Annotated in this window: 10 protein-coding genes; all 10 read right to left on the bottom strand. The window is 67.4% G+C overall.

Annotation, left to right across the window (positions count from 1 at the left end; genetic code table 11):
• Nucleotides 1-234: 234 nt before the first annotated feature.
• The 10 genes from A5790_RS17075 to A5790_RS17030 all read right to left on the bottom strand — a co-directional run bounded on the left by A5790_RS17075 (nt 235) and on the right by A5790_RS17030 (nt 17,229).
• Entirely contained in the window at nt 235-1,785 is a 1,551-nt protein-coding gene (locus A5790_RS17075) for an acyl-CoA carboxylase subunit beta (RefSeq protein ID WP_066846693.1), read from the bottom strand.
• Nucleotides 1,782-7,289, bottom strand: a complete 5,508-nt coding sequence (gene pks13, locus A5790_RS17070; protein ID WP_156656439.1) for a polyketide synthase Pks13 — start codon at nt 7,287-7,289, stop codon at nt 1,782-1,784. The genes A5790_RS17075 and pks13 overlap by 4 nt, the downstream gene beginning before the upstream one ends.
• A 50-nt stretch (nt 7,290-7,339) precedes the next feature.
• Nucleotides 7,340-9,229 (bottom strand): long-chain-fatty-acid--AMP ligase FadD32, encoded by a 1,890-nt coding sequence (gene fadD32, locus A5790_RS17065; RefSeq protein ID WP_066846689.1) that lies wholly within the window; start codon nt 9,227-9,229, stop codon nt 7,340-7,342.
• Between the two features lie 178 nt (nt 9,230-9,407).
• Nucleotides 9,408-10,412, bottom strand: coding sequence for a cutinase family protein (locus tag A5790_RS17060; RefSeq protein WP_066846686.1), 1,005 nt, complete (start codon nt 10,410-10,412; stop codon nt 9,408-9,410).
• Between the two features lie 18 nt (nt 10,413-10,430).
• Nucleotides 10,431-10,886: a DUF732 domain-containing protein gene (locus A5790_RS17055; RefSeq protein WP_066846685.1), complete on the bottom strand. Its 456-nt coding sequence runs from the start codon at nt 10,884-10,886 to the stop codon at nt 10,431-10,433.
• 58 nt (nt 10,887-10,944) lie between these two features.
• A complete protein-coding gene (locus A5790_RS17050; RefSeq protein WP_066847140.1) occupies nt 10,945-11,832 on the bottom strand; it encodes an alpha/beta hydrolase-fold protein in 888 nt (295 codons plus the stop codon).
• A gap of 191 nt (nt 11,833-12,023) precedes the next feature.
• Nucleotides 12,024-13,073 (bottom strand): esterase family protein, encoded by a 1,050-nt coding sequence (locus A5790_RS17045; protein WP_066846682.1) that lies wholly within the window; start codon nt 13,071-13,073, stop codon nt 12,024-12,026.
• Between the two features lie 120 nt (nt 13,074-13,193).
• The gene (locus A5790_RS17040; protein WP_066846679.1) at nt 13,194-14,192 is read right to left on the bottom strand and encodes an alpha/beta hydrolase family protein; all 999 of its coding nucleotides are present in this window, start codon (nt 14,190-14,192) and stop codon (nt 13,194-13,196) included.
• A gap of 69 nt (nt 14,193-14,261) precedes the next feature.
• Entirely contained in the window at nt 14,262-16,337 is a 2,076-nt protein-coding gene (gene zomB / locus A5790_RS17035) for a flagellar motor control protein ZomB (RefSeq protein WP_066846676.1), read from the bottom strand.
• Entirely contained in the window at nt 16,315-17,229 is a 915-nt protein-coding gene (locus A5790_RS17030) for a decaprenyl-phosphate phosphoribosyltransferase (protein ID WP_064394909.1), read from the bottom strand. Before A5790_RS17030 ends, zomB begins: the two co-directional genes overlap by 23 nt.
• Nucleotides 17,230-17,237: the final 8 nt, after the last annotated feature.

Here is a 17,237-nt window from a genome sequence, read left to right as displayed (position 1 = left end):
TCGCGCTGCGGCGCCGACCTCTAACCTGAGGTGGTGCATCGGATCCGGCTCAGCGAGTCGCGGTTCGCTCCGTTCGACACCAGGCCAGACCCCGGGCTCGTCGATGAGCGGCTCGAGTTTCCGCCGATCTGAAGATCTTTCGGCGCTGACCGCACGCTGGCGCCGCGACGAGGGCGCGCAAAGTGTCCAAATTTCGCGGCGTGTCGTGTGCAGACACGCACGCTCGCGGGAATCTTAAATGGGGGTGAGGCCGTGCTTGCGCTGGACGCGGGTGATCTGCTTGTCCCGCAGCAGGTTCAGCGACTTGCGCAGTAGCAGCCGGGTCTCGTGCGGCTCGATCACCGCGTCGATGAACCCGCGCTCGGCGGCGATCCACGGCGTGGCCATGTTGAGGTTGTAACCCTCAATGAAGTCGGCGCGGATCTTCTGCACCTCCGGCGCGGTCGGATCCGGGAACCGCTTCACCAGCAGCTGGGCCGCGCCCTCGGCGCCGATCACCGCGATGCGCGCGGTCGGCCACGCGAAGTTCAAATCCGCCGACAGCTGCTTGGAACCCATCACCGCATAGGCACCGCCGTAAGACTTGCGGATGGTGATGGTCACCTTCGGCACGTCGGCCTCGACGACGGCGTTGAGGAACCGCCCGCCGCGCTTGATGATGCCGCCCTTCTCCTGCTGCACCCCCGGCATGAAGCCCGGGGTATCGACGACGAAAACCAAAGGCAGGTTGTAGGAGTCGCAGAACCGGATGAACCGCGCCGCCTTGTCGGAGGCCTCGTTGTCGATCGACCCGGACAGGTGCATCGGCTGGTTGGCGACCACCCCGACCGGGCGGCCGTCGACCCGCGCGAACGCGGTGATGATCGCCGGACCCTGCTGCTCGGCCACATCGAAGACGTCGCCGTCGTCGAAGATCCGCAGCAGGATCTCATGCATGTCGTAGGCCATGTTGTCGCTGTCCGGCACGATCGAGTCCAGCTCGTAGTCGTGCGGCGTGAGCTCGGGCTCCAGACCCGGGTTGACGATCGGCGGATCGTCGAACGTGTTGGCGGGCAGGAACTCCAGGTAGTCGCGGACGTACTGGAACGCCGCGGCCTCGCTTTCCACGACCTGGTGGATGTTGCCGTAGCGGGCCTGGGCATCGGCGCCGCCGAGTTCGTCGAGCGAGACGTCCTCGCCGGTGACGTCCTTGATGACGTCGGGTCCGGTGACGAACATGTAGCCCTGGTCCCGAACGGCCACCACGAGATCGGTCTGAATAGGCGAGTACACCGCTCCCCCAGCACATTTGCCGAGGATGATTGAAATCTCGGGAACCAGCCCCCGGAGCAGCTCGTGACGGCGGCCCAGCTCGGCGTACCACGCCAGGGAGGTCACCGCGTCCTGGATCCGCGCGCCCGCCGAGTCGTTGATACCGATGATCGGACAGCCGACCATCGCCACCCACTCCATCAGCTTGGCCACCTTGCGGCCGAAGATCTCACCGACCGAGCCCTGGAACACCGTCTGGTCGTGGCTGAACACGCCGACCGGCCTGCCGTTGATCCTGGCGTGACCCGTCACCACCCCGTCGCCATACAACGCGTTCGGATCGCCGGGCGTCTTCGCCAGCGCGCCGATCTCGAGGAAGCTGCCGGGGTCCACCAGCGAGTGGATGCGGGCGCGGGCACTCGGGATGCCCTTGCGCTCGCGCTTTGCAATGGCCTTCTCTCCACCGGGTTCCTTCGCCAACTCCAGCTTCTCGTGAAGATCGGCCAGCAGCTCCGCGGTGGTTTTGGTCGTCACTTGCCCTGCTTCTCCTGATCGGTGTTTTCGGCCTCGATCTGGCTGATCGACTCGCTCATGTGAGCCCCGACCTTCGCAATGTACGGCTCGTCGATCACCTGGATGTGCTCGCCCCCGATCGGGACGACCTCCAGGTCAGAGACGAACTCACCCCAGCCGCCGTCCGGCTTGCGGGTGGCGTAGCGCGGTTCGAAGTAGATCGCGTCGTCGTGGTAGCGGTCGGCCATGTACAGCGTGACCTTGCCGTCGTACGGCTTGATCTCGGCGGTGTCGATGGCCCGCTGATCGAGATACGACGTGCGCTGGTGCTCGATGATGCCGCCCGGGATCTGCACCCCGCTCTGGCTCACCACGTCGAGGACGTAGCGCACCTGGCCCTCGTCGTCGAGCGCCTCGAGTTCCTCATAGGGGATCTCGGGGATCTCGACGTTGAACGTGCGCTCGGCGAAGCGCGCGTAGCGATCCCAGCGGGCACGGGTCTCCTCCTTCGTCTGGGGGATCTCCTCACTCGGACGGACCGCGTCGATCAGACCGACGAACCGCACGTCGGCCCCTGCCTGCTTGAGTCCGATCGCGCACGCGTAGGCGAGCACACCGCCCAGCGACCAGCCGGCCAGGATGAACGGTCGACCCTGCTTGTCTCCCGTCCAACCGTTGAGCTCCAACAGTTTCGGCACGTACTCGCGGGCGCGCTCCTCGATGGAGCCCTCGACGCGCTCGATACCGTACATCGGCGTGTCCGCGGGCAACCGCTTGAGCAGCGGCTCGTAGACCACTGTCGAACCGCCCGCGGCGTGGAAGACGAACACCGGGATCCGGTCCGAGTCTTGGGACGGGGCGCGCAGCGTCCGCACGAAGCCGTCGACCTTGCCGCCCTCGAGGTAGTCGCGGACGGTGGTGGACAGCTCCTCGATGGTCTTCGCGGAGCGGACGTCGTCGACGGTGATGGTGCCCTCGTCGACCCGCTCGGTCAGCCGCTCGGCGATCTTGGTCGCGGTCGCGTCATCGACGTCGGGCAGGTCGTTGAAGATGCCGCCCGGCGACTTGCCGGTGACGATCGCCCACGTCGCGAACGTGACGCGTTCCGCGGCGTCGCGTGGCGGCACGTCGGAGCCGAGCGCCTCGGTGACCGCCTCCTGGGTGAGCACCTTGCTGGCCGCTGCGACCGTCGACTTCGACGGGCCGCCCGCCGCTGCTTGGGGCGCGGGGCCGCTCGGGTCGGTCGGGGGCGGCGGGATGTCCATGGCCCGTGTGGACGGCTCGGCCTGCGGATCCGGAGCCGGGGCGCCGACGGTGTCCGGGCTGGCGCCGCTGAGCACCTCGGCCCGGCCCTTGTCGTCGTCCTGGGTTCCCAGCGGGTGCCCGGCCTCGGCCAGCTTCTCCTCGAGTTCGGCGACGGTGCTCGCCCCGCCCATCAGCTCGGCCTGCTCGGCGGCGAACTCCTCGGCCGTCTTGCCCTTCTGCGCCTCGGCGAGCTGGTCGACCTCGTCGCGGTGCTCGATCGCGTACTGGATCAGCTTCTCGACCGCATACAGGTTGGCGTCGCGCACCGCGGTCAGCTGGATCGGCGGCAGGTCGAAGTCGTACTCGACGCGGTTCTTGATCCGCACGGCCATCAGGGAGTCCAGGCCGAGCTCGATCAGCGGCACCTCCCACGGCAGGTCTTCGGGCTCGTAACCCATTGCCCCGCCCACGATTGCGCCGAGGCGGTCGCGAATCGACTCACCGGAGTCCGGCGACCACTTCGCGAAGCCGGCGGCAAGACCCGCACCCGCAGTCAGGTTGTCCTGCAGGATCTCCGGAGCCGCATCGTCCTCGGGCTCGTCGGCGGGTGCCGCCGAAACCTGTTCGGCGACGGCTGATCCCGTCGCCATCGCAACGGGCAGCGCCGCCGCGGTGCCGGTGCGGCTCACCACGGCGTCGTACACCAGGGTGAACGACTCCTCGATGCGGGCGTGCACCTGCACGCTGGCGCCTCCCGGATGGCGGGTCAGCGTCGTCACCAGCCGCGCGCCCTCACCGGGCACCGCGCGCTGTTCGGAGGCGACCAGCTTGGCATCGGGGATGACCTGCGCCGCAGCGGCTTTGACCAACCCGGCCAGATCCGGCTCGCCCTTGGGGGCGTACTCCCAGACGTGCCTGCCGTCCGGGGTAGCGACGTGGTTGCCCGGCATCATCACCGAACTGTCGCCGGTGAACCGCGCGTCGAGCCAGTGCGGTTTGCGCTTGAAGCGGGTCGGCGGGATGTTCGCGAAATCCAACGCGCCGGCCAACCCCTTGGACCGCCGGGGGAACAGCGTGCGGAAGTCCAGATCGTGGCCGTGTACGAACAGCTGGGCCATCGCCACGGTCATCGAGTCGACCTCGTCCTGCTTGCGCGCCAGCGTCGCAATCAGCTGGGCGTCGTGCAGACCGGCGGCCGCCGTCGTCAGGCCGACCTGCATGAGCGCCACCGGATTCGGCGCCAGCTCCAGGAAGGTGGTGTGGCCGTTGTCGACGGCGTTGCGGATGCCGTGGGTGAAGTAGACGCTGTGGCGCAGCCCCTTCTTCCAGTAGTCGACATCGTGGATGGTCTCACCGGGCCGCAGGTAACGACCCTCGTGCACCGTCGAGAAGTAACCGATCTTGATCGGATGCGGTTCGATGCCGACGAGCTCGGCGGCCAGCTCGCCCAGCAGCGGATCCATCTGGGAGGTGTGGCTGGCGCCCTTGGTCTGCATCTTGCGGGCGAACTTGCCCTCTTGCTCACAGCGCTCGATGATCGCGTCGACCTGGTCGGGCGGCCCGCCGATGACAGTCTGGGTCGGTGCGGCGTAGACACACACCTCGAGATCCTTGAAATCGGCGAACACGGTGTCGATCTCGTCGGCCGAATACTCGACCAGCGCCATCAACCGGATCCATTCGCCGAACAGCATCGCCTCGCCCTCACCCATCAGGTGAGCACGCGAACAGATCGCCCGAGTGGCGTCCTCCAGAGACAGGCCGCCCGCGAAGTACGCGGCGGCGGCCTCGCCGAGCGACTGGCCCACCACCGCAGCCGGTTTGGCGCCGTGGTGCTTGAGCAACTCACCGAGCGCGATCTGCAGGGCGAAGATCACGGTCTGGACGACTTCGATGGGGTACTCACAGGTCTCATTGGTGTAGTCGACCGCGTCATCGAGGATCAGCTCGAGGATCGAATAGCCCCGTTCATCCTGGATGAGGGCATCGACCTTGTTGATCCATTCTGCGAACACCTCGTTGCGCAGATACAGGTTCTTGCCCATCTTGCGGTGTTGGGCACCGAAACCCGCGAGCACCCACACCGGCCCGTTCGTCACCGGACCGTCGGCGCTGAACACGCTCGGGTGCTGCTTGCCCTCGGCCACCGCGCGCAGGCCCTTGATGGCCTCGTCGTGATCGTGGGCCAGCACCACCGCTCGCGAACGCCCGTGGTTGCGCCGCGACAGCGCGCGCCCGATCGATTCGAGCGACGATGCGCGCCCCTCCGGGCTGTCGATCCAGTCGGCGAGCTCGGCGGCCGTGGCCTTCTTGCGCGACGTCAGGAAACCCGAAACCGCAAGCGGCACAACCGGTGCGGCCTGCTCTTCGGCGTCCATCTCCTCGCGGGCGACCTCGAGCAGGCGCTTGGCCTCATCGGTCAGACCGGGAAGTTCGGGCTCGTCCTGCAGCGCGTGCGCGGGGCGGTCCAAGGCGTCGTCGTCATCGTCCTCATTGACGAACTCGCCGTACTCGTCCATCCGCACCCCGCCGATGTAGACAGCGTTCGCGTCGGACGACTTGTCTTGCGCGGCTTCGAGTTCCGGCTCCGGTTCGGGATCGACGAGGTCCGACGGCAGCACCTCGCGCAACACCAGGTGGGCGTTGGCGCCGCCGAAACCGAACCCCGAGACGCCGGTGATCGCATAACCGCTGTAGCGCGGCCAGTCGGTGACGGTGTCGGCGACCTTGAGGTGCACACCGTCGAAGTCGATGTAGGGGTTGGGGCCTGCGTAGTTGATCGACGGCGGGATTTTGTCGTTGCGCAGGGCCAACGCCATCTTCGCCAGGCTCGCCGCGCCCGCGGCCGATTCCAGGTGTCCCACATTGGATTTGATCGCACCCAGAAGTGCCGGCTTGTCGGCCGCCCGGCCCCTGCCGACGACGCGGCCGAGCGCGTCGGCCTCGATCGGGTCGCCGAGGATGGTGCCGGTGCCGTGCGCCTCGATGTAGTCGACGACGCGCGGGTTGATGCCGGCGTCCTTGTACGCCTTACGCAGCACCTCGGCCTGCGCATCGGGATTCGGCGCGAGCAGACCGTTGGACCGGCCGTCGTGGTTGACCGCGCTGCCCGCGATCACCGCGAGGATGTCGTCGCCGTCGCGGCGGGCGTCGGAAACCCGCTTGAGCACCAGCATTCCGCCGCCCTCGGAACGGGCGTAGCCGTCGGCGTCCTGCGAGAACGATTTGATCCGGCCGTCCGGCGCGAGCACCCCGCCGACCTCGTCGAAGCCCACTGTCACCAGCGGGGTGATCAACGCGTTGACACCGCCGACGACGGCGACATCGGCCTCACCCGAGCGCAGCGCCTGCACGCCCTGGTGTGCGGCGACCAGCGAACTCGAGCAGGCGGTGTCGACGGCCACCGAGGGGCCGCGGAAGTCGTAAAAGTACGAAACCCGGTTGGCGATGATCGAACTCGCCGTGCCGGTGATCGCGTACGGGTGGGCGATCGACGGGTCCGACATCGCCAGGAAGCTGTAGTCGTTCAGCGAGCTGCCGATGTAGACACCGACGTTGCCGCCGCGCAGGCTCGACGCGGGGATGCGGGCGTTTTCCAGTGCCTCCCAGGTCAATTCGAGCGCCATCCGCTGCTGCGGATCGATGTTGTCGGCCTCCATCTTCGACAGTGCGAAGAACTCGGCGTCGAAGCCCTTGATGTCGGAGAGGTAGCCGCCGCGGGTGCGGGCCTTCGCGACGCGCTCGGCGATGCGTGGCTCGCCGAGGAACTCCTCCCAACGGCCCTCAGGCAGATCGGTGATCGCGTCGCGACCCTCCATGAGCGCCTGCCACGTCTCGTCGGGGGTGTTCATGTCGCCCGGGAAGCGGGTGGCCAGGCCGACGATCGCGATGTCTTCGACGTCGCGCGTTCGCGTCCAGTCCTCGTCGTCGTCGCCGGCGTCGTCGGGCTCCGGCTCGCCCTCGACGATCACCGTCGCCAGCGATTCGATGGTGGGGTGGCGGAACGCCACGGTGGCGGTCAATGTGACGCCGGTCAGGTCCTCGATGTCGCTGGCCATCGCGACGGCATCGCGCGACGACAGGCCCAGTTCGACCATCGGCGCGCTCTCGCTGATGGAGTCGGGCGACTGTCCGGTCGCGTTGCCGATCCAGTTGCGCAGCCATTCGCGCATCTCGTTGACGGTGATGTCGGTCCTGGGCGCGGCCTTCGGAGCCGCCCCGGCGGCGTCATCAGAATCCGGCTTTTCGGGCGCGAGCTGGAGCTCGTCGCCGGACGGCATCTCGGGTTGCTGCGAATCGTCGTGTGTATCAGCCATATTCGGGGGGAGTCTCAGTCTGTCTCATCGGGGAACGCGTTGGCGATCTTCCCGCTGCGCAGACTGCCGTCCAGGTAGGCCGCGCGGCACGCCCGGCGACCGATCTTGCCGCTCGAGGTGCGCGGGATCGCGCCGGCGGGGGTCAGCAGCACGTCGCGGACGGTGACACCGTGGCGCACCGCGATCGCGGCGCGGATGTCGTCGGCGATGGGACCCATGTCGAGCTTGTGGGCGCCGGGTGCCCGCTCACCGACGATCACCAGCTGCTCGGAGGTGTCGTCGGGATCGCGTTTGAGTCCGGAGTGGGCGTTGTCGAACACCTCGTCGGGCAGTTGGTTGGCGGGCACCGAGAACGCTGCGACGAACCCGGTGCGCAGCGCCTTGGTGGCCTCCTGCGCGGAGTACTCCAGGTCCTGCGGGTAGTGGTTGCGCCCGTCGATGATCACCAGATCCTTGACGCGGCCGGTGATGTAGAGCTCACCGTCGTAGTAGGCGCCGAGGTCGCCGGTGCGCACCCAGGTCTGGTCGTCGGTGGCCCCTTCGGCGTGCGACGGGTTGGTCCGCGACTTGAGGATGTTCTGGAAGGTCGCGGTCGTCTCCTCGGGCTTGCCCCAATAGCCGGTGCCCATGTTCTGCCCGCTGATCCAGACCTCGCCGATCTGCCCGTCGGGCAGCTCGGTGGCGGTCTCGTTGTCGACGATGACCGCCCATTCGGCGACGCCGATCTTGCCCGCGCCGGCCTGCGGGACGGCCTTGGGTGAATCCTCCGGGACCGGAACGAAGCGGTGCTTGTTGAGCTCGTCGCGGTCGACCAGGGTGATCGTCGGCTCGGCCTCCATCGGCGTGGTGGACACGAACAGCGTGGCCTCGGCCAGACCGTAGGAGGGCTTGATCGCCTTGGGCTGGAATCCGAACGGGCCGAAGGCCTCGTTGAACCTCCGCACGGTGGCCGCCGAGATCGGCTCGCTGCCGTTGAGGATGCACTTGACGTTGGACAGGTCGAGCGGCGGTTCGCCGTCCTTGGGCACACCACGGGCGGCGGCGTGGTCGAACGCGAAGTTCGGGGCCACCGAGATGGTCCCACCGGTGTCGCCTTCCTTACGGGCCATTTCGCGGATCCAACGGCCGGGACGGCGCACGAACGCGGCAGGGGTCATGAATGTGATGTAGTGGCCGAGCATCGGCGAGAGCAGCACGGTGATCAGGCCCATGTCGTGGAAGAACGGGAGCCAGGACACGCCCCGGTCCCCTTCCTGCCCGTCGAGTGCCTCGATCACCTGCACCACATTGGTGGCCAGGTTCAGGTGAGTGATCTGCACGCCGGTCGGGATCCGCGTGGAGCCCGAGGTGTACTGCAGGTAGGCGATGGTGTGCTCGTCGACGGGGACTTGCTCCCAGGTGGCGCCGACCTCGTCGGGCACCGCGTCGACGGCGATGACGCGCGGACGCTGGTTGGCCGGGCGGGTGCGGAAGAACTTGCGCACACCCTCGGCCGCATCGGTGGTGGTCAGGATCGCCGACGGATGGCAGTCGTCGAGCACGGCGTGCAGGCGGCCCACATGGCCGGGTTCGTTCGGGTCGAACAACGGCACCGCGATGCGGCCCGAGTACAGAGTGCCGAAGAACGCGACGAGGTAGTCGAGGTTCTGCGGGCACAAGATCGCGACGCGGTCACCCGGCTGGGTGACCTGTTGCAGACGCGCACCGACCGCGCGGTTGCGGGCGCCGAAGTCGGCCCAGCGCAGATCGCGGGCGACTCCGTCGCGCTCGGTGGAGAAGTCCAGGAAGCGGTAGGCGAGCTTGTCTCCACGCACCTTCGCCCATCGTTCGACGTGTTTGACCAGGCTCCCGTTGTCGGGAAACTTGATCAGTCCGTCCTTGATGAACGGGTTATGGAACCCCATCGCACTCTCCTGTCAGCGGCACACGCTTCTCGATGCCGATTGCACTTAACTATTCCGAGCCGCCCCCAAGCCCCGCACCCCGCAGAATGGTACCGGTCGGCTATTCGCTTACTGCTCTTAGTTTTTTCTTAATGTTAGGTGACGTGGTGTCGCCGTCCAAATCAGGTCTGGTCACAGGTCAGCCATGTTTCGGCTGCGGAGCGTTATCGATCGTTTCCTGTGCCCAGCGCTGCGTCCACTGGGTGGCCGACAGCCCGTCAAGACTCCAGAACTGCGTGGTGGCGTACATCGCGTGAATCGGTTGGCCCGCACCGCCGAGCAGGATGTCGATGGTCTTGGGCAGGTTCATGATGTTGAACGCTTCCGGCGGCGCCGAGCAGATCAGGTCACCGGGGGCGCAGATCTCGTTGACCCGGTCGTTGAGTGCGCCGAACCCGCCGGGCCGGGGACCCGTCATGGCCAGGCCCATCCCGTCGAGCATGGGCACGTCGCGCAGCGTGATCTCCGCACCCTGACCCGGCGGGTTGGGGCCGACGTCCACCCCGACGCCGGTCTGCCGTCGCCCGTCGGCGATCAACGTCACACCCAGCACCAGATCCTCGTCGACGGGGCCGCGCCCGTTGCCGATATCGCTGGCGATGTCACCGGCGATGACGGCGCCCTGGGAGAACCCGGCGATCACGTAACTGGTCAGCGGGCAGCGCTCGTTCATCTCCGTCATGGCCTTGACCGTCGCGTGGAAGCCCTCGGCGCGGCTGTCGTCGTAGGTCATCTGTCCGTCCTGCGAGAACGGATTGTGGAACTGCGCCGTGTACGGGACGGTGAACACCTCGAGCCGGTCGTTTCCGAACTGCCCGCGGATCGGGTTGGTGACGTTGAGCAGCAGCGCGATCGGGAACTGAGTCGGGTTGAACGGATCGAGTTGCGGGGAGGACTCCCACGTGCCCGGAACCGAGATCATCTGCACGTCGGGGCAGCTCGCATCCTGGAACTCCGGCCGCGGCTTCTTGGTCGGGCTGATCGCGGTCGGTGGCACGCCCGTGGGTGGGACGCCGGTCGGGCCCTCGGGCTTACGCAGGATCACGACGACGATGATGATGAGCAGCACCACCACGAGCGCCATCGCGCCGGCCGCGATGAGCGCGAGGATACGGTGGCGTTTCCGCCGGTTGGTAGTGGCCATGTGTCGGTTGGGCTCCTGCTAGCAGAGTCGTTCGGTTGCGATGCGAATGTAATCGGCGGTTGCCGCGTCGACGTTGACGGTCGGCGCCCTACCGGAGATGTGGTCCATCGCATCACCACGCACCAGCGGATAGATCGAATCCCAGACCTTCTGGTCGTCGTGCTTGGCGGCACGCGCCTGGCACACGTACGACCCGACACGCAGCGCCAGCAGGTCGCTCGACGGCTTCACCCCGGCCGCGGTGAGTGCGTCGAGATAACCACGCTGGCGATCGGTCAGCACGAGCGTGCTGGAGTGCCCGGTCGCCGACGGCGGGGCCGTGGTCTCGGCGGGCTGCCCGGGCGCGGGCGCCGTCTCCGACGTCGGCAAACCCATGGCCGCCATGACGTCGGGGCCCGAACACCCGGTGAGCAGCGCCGTCGCCGAAGCGATCAGCAGCGACCCTGCCGCAGTCGTCCGTACCGAGCGTTGCACTCCTCCAAGGTACCGGCTGCCGACGTACGGCCCCGGTTCCAAAAGAGCGGGTCGCCGGCTAAGCGATCGTCGTCGCCAATTCGCCACTCATCGCCGCGAGCTGACCGCTCCAGGAACCCCAGTCGTGGCTGCCGCTCGGCGGGAAGTCGAAGTGTCCGTTCTTGCCGCCCACCGAGCGGTAGTGCTGGTAGAACTCGCGATTGGTGCCCGCGGCGATGTCGCAGTAGCCGATCATCGCGGGCGGATCGGTGCACCCTCCGACCGGACCGCTCCACACCCACAGCCGGGTGTTGTTGTCGGCCAGCAACTGGACATGGACATTGGGCGAATGCCACTTCCACCGGCCCAGCTGTGGCAGGCCCCACATGTTGCGGGTCTCCACACCGCCGAATTGCGCGAGTCCGGCGGTGATGGCGCCGTCGACGCCGGTGCGCTCGGGGGTCAGGAAGCCCGAAAGGGAGCCGGCGAAGCGGTAGCGGTCCGGATGGAAGGTGGCCATCGCCATCGCGCCGTAGCCGCCCTGCGCCGCACCGACGATGCCGTGCCCCGAGGGGGCCAGACCCTTGTTGGCGGCCAGCCAGTTCGGCAGCTCGTCGGCGAGGAACGTCTCCCACTGGCGGCTGCCGTCGGCCTCCCAGTTGGTGTACATGCTCCACGCGCCGCCCGCGGGTGCGGCCACCGAGATGCCCTTACCCGCCAGGGTGTTCATCGCGTTGCCCGCGGTGACCCAGTTGCTGACGTCGGGTGCGGCGTTGAACGCGTCGAGCAGCACGACCGCGTGCGGGCCGCCGCCCTGGAAGGCGACCGGGATGTCGCGTCCCATCGCCGCCGAGGGCACCATCAGCATCTCGACTTGCGCCTCGGCCTTCGGCGCGACGGCCGTACCCGCGGTCCACAGACCGGCGGCCAGCGCCACGGTCAAGATCGCCCGGAAGATCCCCTGCATCGGTTCGCCCACCTCACATTGATCTGCTGTCCCCGCGCGAGGTAGTCAATCACACACCGGCGCGGGCGTGGTCGGAAAAGGCCCCGCGGACGCGAGGAGCAAAAGGCCACCGCGCACGCGAAAGCAAGAAAGCCGACGGCGGCGACCCCGAAGGATCGCCGCCGCCAACTATGAACCTATTGCCGTACCAGTCAGTTACCGGCGTCCGTCGTCGTGACCGAGGCCTCGGTCGCGATCGGGGTCGACGGCTGCGGCGTGGCGCCGAGCACGCGCTGGATGTCCGGCTTCATCTGCTGGAGCTGCTGACCCCAGTACGGCCAGTCGTGCGTGCCGCCCTGCGGGAAGTTGAACACGCCGTTCTTACCGCCCGCGGCCAGGTACTGCTCCTGGAACGTCTCGTTGGTGCGCAGCGTGAAGCTCTCCAGGAACTTCGCGTTGAAGTTGTCACCGGCGACGCGGCCGTTGATCTCGGCCGGCTTGCCGTTACCGCAGAACACCCAGACGCGGGTGCCGTTGGCGACCAGCTTGTCGATGTTGACCATCGGGTCGTTGCGCTTCCACGCGGGATCGCTCGACGGGCCCCACATGTCCTCGGACTCGTAGCCGCCGGCGTCACCCATCGACAGCCCGACCAGCATCGGCCACCAGCCCTCGGACAGGTTCAGGAACCCGGACAGCGAGGCGGCGTACTGGAACTGCTGCGGGTAGTAGATCGCCAGCGTCATCGCGGCCGATCCGGCCATGGACAAGCCGACTGCGGCATTGCGGTTCGGGTTCACGCCCTTGTTGGCCGCGAGGTACGCGGGCAGTTCCTGAGTCAGGAACGTCTCCCACTTGTAGGTCGAGCAACCTGCCTTGCCGCAGGCCGGCTTGTACCAGTCGCTGTAGAAGCTGGACTGGCCACCCACCGGCATGATCACCGCGAGGCCGGAGTCCAGATACCACTCGAACGCCGCGGTTTCGATGTCCCAGCCGTTGAAGTCATCGCGGGCACGAAGACCGTCGAGCAGATACACGCCCGGCGCGTTCGGCCCGCCGTTCTGGAACTGAACCTTGATGTCACGGCCCATCCCTGCGGACGGAACCATGAGGTACTCGACCGGCAGACCCGGACGAGAGAAAGCCTCCGCGGTGGCCGAGCCTCCGATGGCGCTCACCAAGCCCGGCAGCACGGCGGCCGCCAGGGCGGCTCCCGCCAGCCGGCGGACCCAGGCACCCCGGATCTTGCCAACGAACTTCATGCGTCATCTATCCCATCTGTTGTATGCCGCACGCGGAACCGCCCCTCAGGCAAGCCGCGTAACCCGTGCAGTCAACCACACGTCGGCGTGATCTACCCATTCGAGCGATGTCCACGCTGGTCACGCCGCTCCACCACGAAGCGTTGTGACCAGGTCGGGTTTCAGGGTTTGCAACTGCGCACCCCAGTCCGGCCACGCGTGATTTCCCTGGGGAGGGAATTCGAACGTGGCGTTGTTTCCTCCGGCCGTCAGGTAGGCCGTCTGGAAGTCTTTGTTGCTCTTCAGCGCCATCGATTCCAGGCTGCGGGCGTCGAAGGTCTGGTTCGGGTCGGTGTCGGCTTCTGACGGCGCGGATCCGCCTGGGGCACAGTGAATCCAGAGGCGAGTGTTGTTGGCCGCCAACCTGGCCGCCTGGTGGACCGGGTCGTGACGCTTCCACGCCCCGTCCCACGGCGCACCCCACATGTTGTCGACGCTGTAACCGCCGGCGTCGAGCATGGCCACCCGAATCGCCTGCTGCATCGACGGCGCCGACGTGTTCAGGGGCCCCGAAAGCGACGCAGCATAAGCGAACTGATGCGGGTGGTGGGCCGACAGGATCAGCGCCGCGCTGCCCGACATCGACACGCCCACGACCGCATTGCCGGTGGTGGAGACGTCTTTGTTGGCGGCCAGCCAGGCGGGCAGCTCGTCGGTCAGGAAGGTCTCCCATTTGTATGTGTAGGGCTGGCTGTTGAAACTCGAAGGCGTGTACCAGTCGGCGTAGAAGCTGGCCTCCCCGCCCACCGGCATCACGGTGGCCACCCCCGACTCGAAAAACCACTCGAATGCGGCGGTTTCGATGTCCCAGCCGTTGTAGTCGTCGCGGGCCCGCATGCCGTCCAGGAGGTACACCGCCCTCTGATCGCCCGATTCCGTTCCGGCAGGCTGGAATTGGACGCGCACGATGCGGCTCATCGCCGGGGAGTAGACGTCGAGGTACTCGACGGGAAGTCCCTCGCGGGAGAACGCGCCCGCCGGCGGCGCCGCACCGACCACGGCAGCCGCACTCGGCAGCGCCACGGCCGCGGCTGTCGCCGCCAGTACGCGGCGAAGCCAAGTTCGCACAGGTCGATCCATCCGTTCGTATCTCGGGCGCCGCGAAAAGAGCAGTTCGCGTCTGTTTATCGGCCCGGAGGGGTCGCGGCGTTACGGACCCGTGGCGGGCATGCCCGTGTACGGCTCGGATTCCGGTTCCGGAACGGGTAACCCACAGCGTTCGATCTCATAGAGGGGCACGCGGTCGATCCGGTACTGCGTGAACTGGTAGGCGTGCACGAGATTGGACAGGAACCGACGCGGGCTCATCGGGCCGCGCACCGAGTTCAGCATCGCGTCGGTCTCCGGACACTTCAGCGCCGCCTCGGCCTGTCTGACCCAGTCTTCGTCGATGTAACCCGGAATGAAGGGCGGCTCTTTGAGGAACGGCCCCTCCGCGATCGCCCAGTCGGCGAAAAGGTTCTTGTCGTGGCCGATTCGGCCGTCCTCGAGGCGCTCGGTGTGTGCGGCCAATGGATTGGCCAGCCCGATCTGGTCGATGACGCGAACGTCGAGTCCGACGTTCATGCCCAGCATGCCGAGGTTGGTGAAGAAGACCGTGTGCGGACCTTGGTAGTCCTCCGGCGCGTCCGGTGGCGGCGGCAGCGCGGGTACCACGTCCCACTGGTCGTAGTTGCCCGACGGCAGCAGCAGGGCACCGTCGGGTGTGTTCTCCAACGCCTCGAGCACCGCGCGCATCCGCGGATAGTCGAGGTAGTCAGCGGCGGTCAGCGGGTGCGCATGGCCCGTGGCCTGGGAGTAGAACCGCCGCTCGTCGACGATGCCGGAGTACGTGACGCGGGTGGCGTCCCGGCCCATTCCCGGCGAATTGGCCGCCCACAGCGCCCATCCGGCGACCGCCAGCCACAGCACGGTGGTGGCGCCGACGAACAGATAGCCCGCGCCGCGCGCCATCCTGGCTTCGTCGGGGAGGACGACGGGGATCACCGCGACCGGCGCCAGCATGACGAACAGCGGGGTCAAAAGCACCCTGCCGTGCATGAAGTCCCCACCCTGGCGGATCCAGTAGATCGCCTGCAGCAGACCGCTGACGAGGAAGAAGATCACCACGGCGGCGGGGCTCTGCACCATCCGCGCCAGGCGTCCGGAGCCCGAGGCCATCGCGGCGCGGTTCGGTCGGGGACGTCCGCGGATCACCCACACGACCCCCGCGAGCCCGGCGAGCAGGATCGCCGGCGCCCACAGCAGGTAGGGCTGGTTGAAGTTCGCCAGATAGACGAAGCCCTGCGACCATTTCGCTCCGCTGGCGTCCTTGGCCACCGCGGTATTGGGGACCACCAGGCCGTAGTAGCCCATCCGGAAGATCTGATAGGCCACCGGAAGCAGGCCTCCGGCGACGATGATCACCGCGCGGCGGCGCCAGTCGCGCGCCGCGATCAGCATCATGACGAGAGCCAACCCGCCGATCAGGGCGAGCTCGGGCCGAACCAGCACGCTCAGGCCCGCAACGAAAGCCAGTGCGATGTCGAAGGTTCCGCCTGCCGGGGGTGGCGCCTGGGGTCCGAGGGGTTGTCTGCGGATTGTCGGTGCGCCTCCGCGGAGGACAGGGGCAGGAGTCGTCCGGTGGCCGCGCAGCTGCTGGGACCAGCACACCATCATCCACCACAGCAGGCCCAGATACGCCAGCACCAAACCGTTTTCGAGACCGGAGGTGGCGAAGTCGCGCGCGGGCGGAAGCGCGATGTAGACCAGCACGCCCGCAGGCAGCATCAGCGCACGCCGGCCTTGCAGGCTCGGCGCATACAACCGGCCGGTGCCCAACATCACCAACGCCACACCCAACAGGGTGAGCACCAGCGCCAGCACGAGCACGACGTACTCCAGCCGCACGGAACCACCCACCAGCGCGCCGAGGTAGACCAGGTAGGTCCACACGGTCGAGGTGTTGGCCTCGACGCGCTCACCGGCGTTGAACACCGGCCCATTGCCTGCCAACAGGTTTCGCACGGTGCGCAGCACGATCAGGCCGTCGTCGGCTATCCAGCGCCGCTGCCATGCGCCCCAGCCGAACAGCGCCACGACCACCAGCACGCTGATCCACAGGCTGATCCGGACCGTGTTGTCGTAACGGAACGCTGGCCAGCGGGCGAGGCTGCGTTCGATCTCACCGACCCACCCGCCCGGCACCGGTCGGCGGAGGGTCTCAGCTGAGGAAGACGGCGGCACCGATGGTCCCGATCCACGCCAGCAGCAACAGCTGCAGTACCCGGTCTTTGAGCGCGATCTCCTCGGGCTCCCCGGCCAATCCGCCGTCGACGTCGACCGCGTACCGAAGGATTGCGATGGTGATCGGAATGATCGTGACCGCATACCACGATGCGGTGGTGCCGTCACGTTCGAAGGCCCACAGGCCGTAGCAGAGCACCATCGCCGTGGCCGACAACGTCCACACGAAGCGCAGATACGACGCGGTATAGCTCTCCAGCGACTTGCGGATCTTGGCACCCGTGCGTTCGGCGAGCTGTAGTTCGGCATACCGCTTGCCGGCCACCATGAACAGCGAACCGAACGTCATCACGAGCAGGAACCATTGCGACAGCGGGATGCCCGCCGCGGCGCCGCCCGCGATGGCGCGGATCAGGTACGCCGACGACACGATGCAGATGTCGAGCACCGCTTGGTGTTTGAGGCCGAAGCAGTACGCCAACTGCATGCCGATGTAAACCGCGATGACCACCGTCAGGTTGGTCGAGGCGAGCACCGAGATGGCCAGCGCCGCGGCCGCCAACACCACAGCTGCGGTGTAGGCCAACCATTCCGGGACCACACCGGCAGCGATCGGCCGGAACCGCTTCGTGGGATGCTGACGATCGGCTTCCACGTCGCGGGCGTCGTTGACCAGATAGATCGACGAGGCGGCCAGCGAGAACGTCACGAACGCGATCAGGATGTTGATCGCGACGCTGCCGTAGTCGTATTGGACATCGCCGCCGAGGGAGGCGATCGGCGCGGCCAGCACGAGCAGGTTCTTCACCCATTGCCGCGGTCGGATCGCCTTGATGAGACCCGTCGCGGCGTTGCGCGGCGGGCCCTTCTGCGGTGCCGGTTGTCCATTCATCGGCCGTA

Origin of the sequence: Mycobacterium sp. 852002-51152_SCH6134967, assembly GCF_001667105.1 — a bacterium.
GTDB lineage: Bacteria > Actinomycetota > Actinomycetes > Mycobacteriales > Mycobacteriaceae > Mycobacterium > Mycobacterium neumannii_A.
The sequence above is the reverse complement of the archived record's forward strand: the minus strand, read 5'-3'. Positions and strand labels throughout refer to the sequence as shown.

What these genes read in the sequence shown, in the direction of transcription:
- A5790_RS17060 (WP_066846686.1), bottom strand. Translation starts at nt 10,412, where the DNA reads ATGGCCACTACCAACCGGCGGAAACGCCACCGTATCCTCGCGCTCATC.
- pks13 (WP_156656439.1), bottom strand. Translation starts at nt 7,289, where the DNA reads ATGCCGTCCGGCGACGAGCTCCAGCTCGCGCCCGAAAAGCCGGATTCT.
- A5790_RS17040 (WP_066846679.1), bottom strand. Translation starts at nt 14,192, where the DNA reads ATGGATCGACCTGTGCGAACTTGGCTTCGCCGCGTACTGGCGGCGACA.
- fadD32 (WP_066846689.1), bottom strand. Translation starts at nt 9,229, where the DNA reads ATGGGGTTCCATAACCCGTTCATCAAGGACGGACTGATCAAGTTTCCC.
- A5790_RS17045 (WP_066846682.1), bottom strand. Translation starts at nt 13,073, where the DNA reads ATGAAGTTCGTTGGCAAGATCCGGGGTGCCTGGGTCCGCCGGCTGGCG.
- A5790_RS17030 (WP_064394909.1), bottom strand. Translation starts at nt 17,229, where the DNA reads ATGAATGGACAACCGGCACCGCAGAAGGGCCCGCCGCGCAACGCCGCG.
- A5790_RS17050 (WP_066847140.1), bottom strand. Translation starts at nt 11,832, where the DNA reads ATGCAGGGGATCTTCCGGGCGATCTTGACCGTGGCGCTGGCCGCCGGT.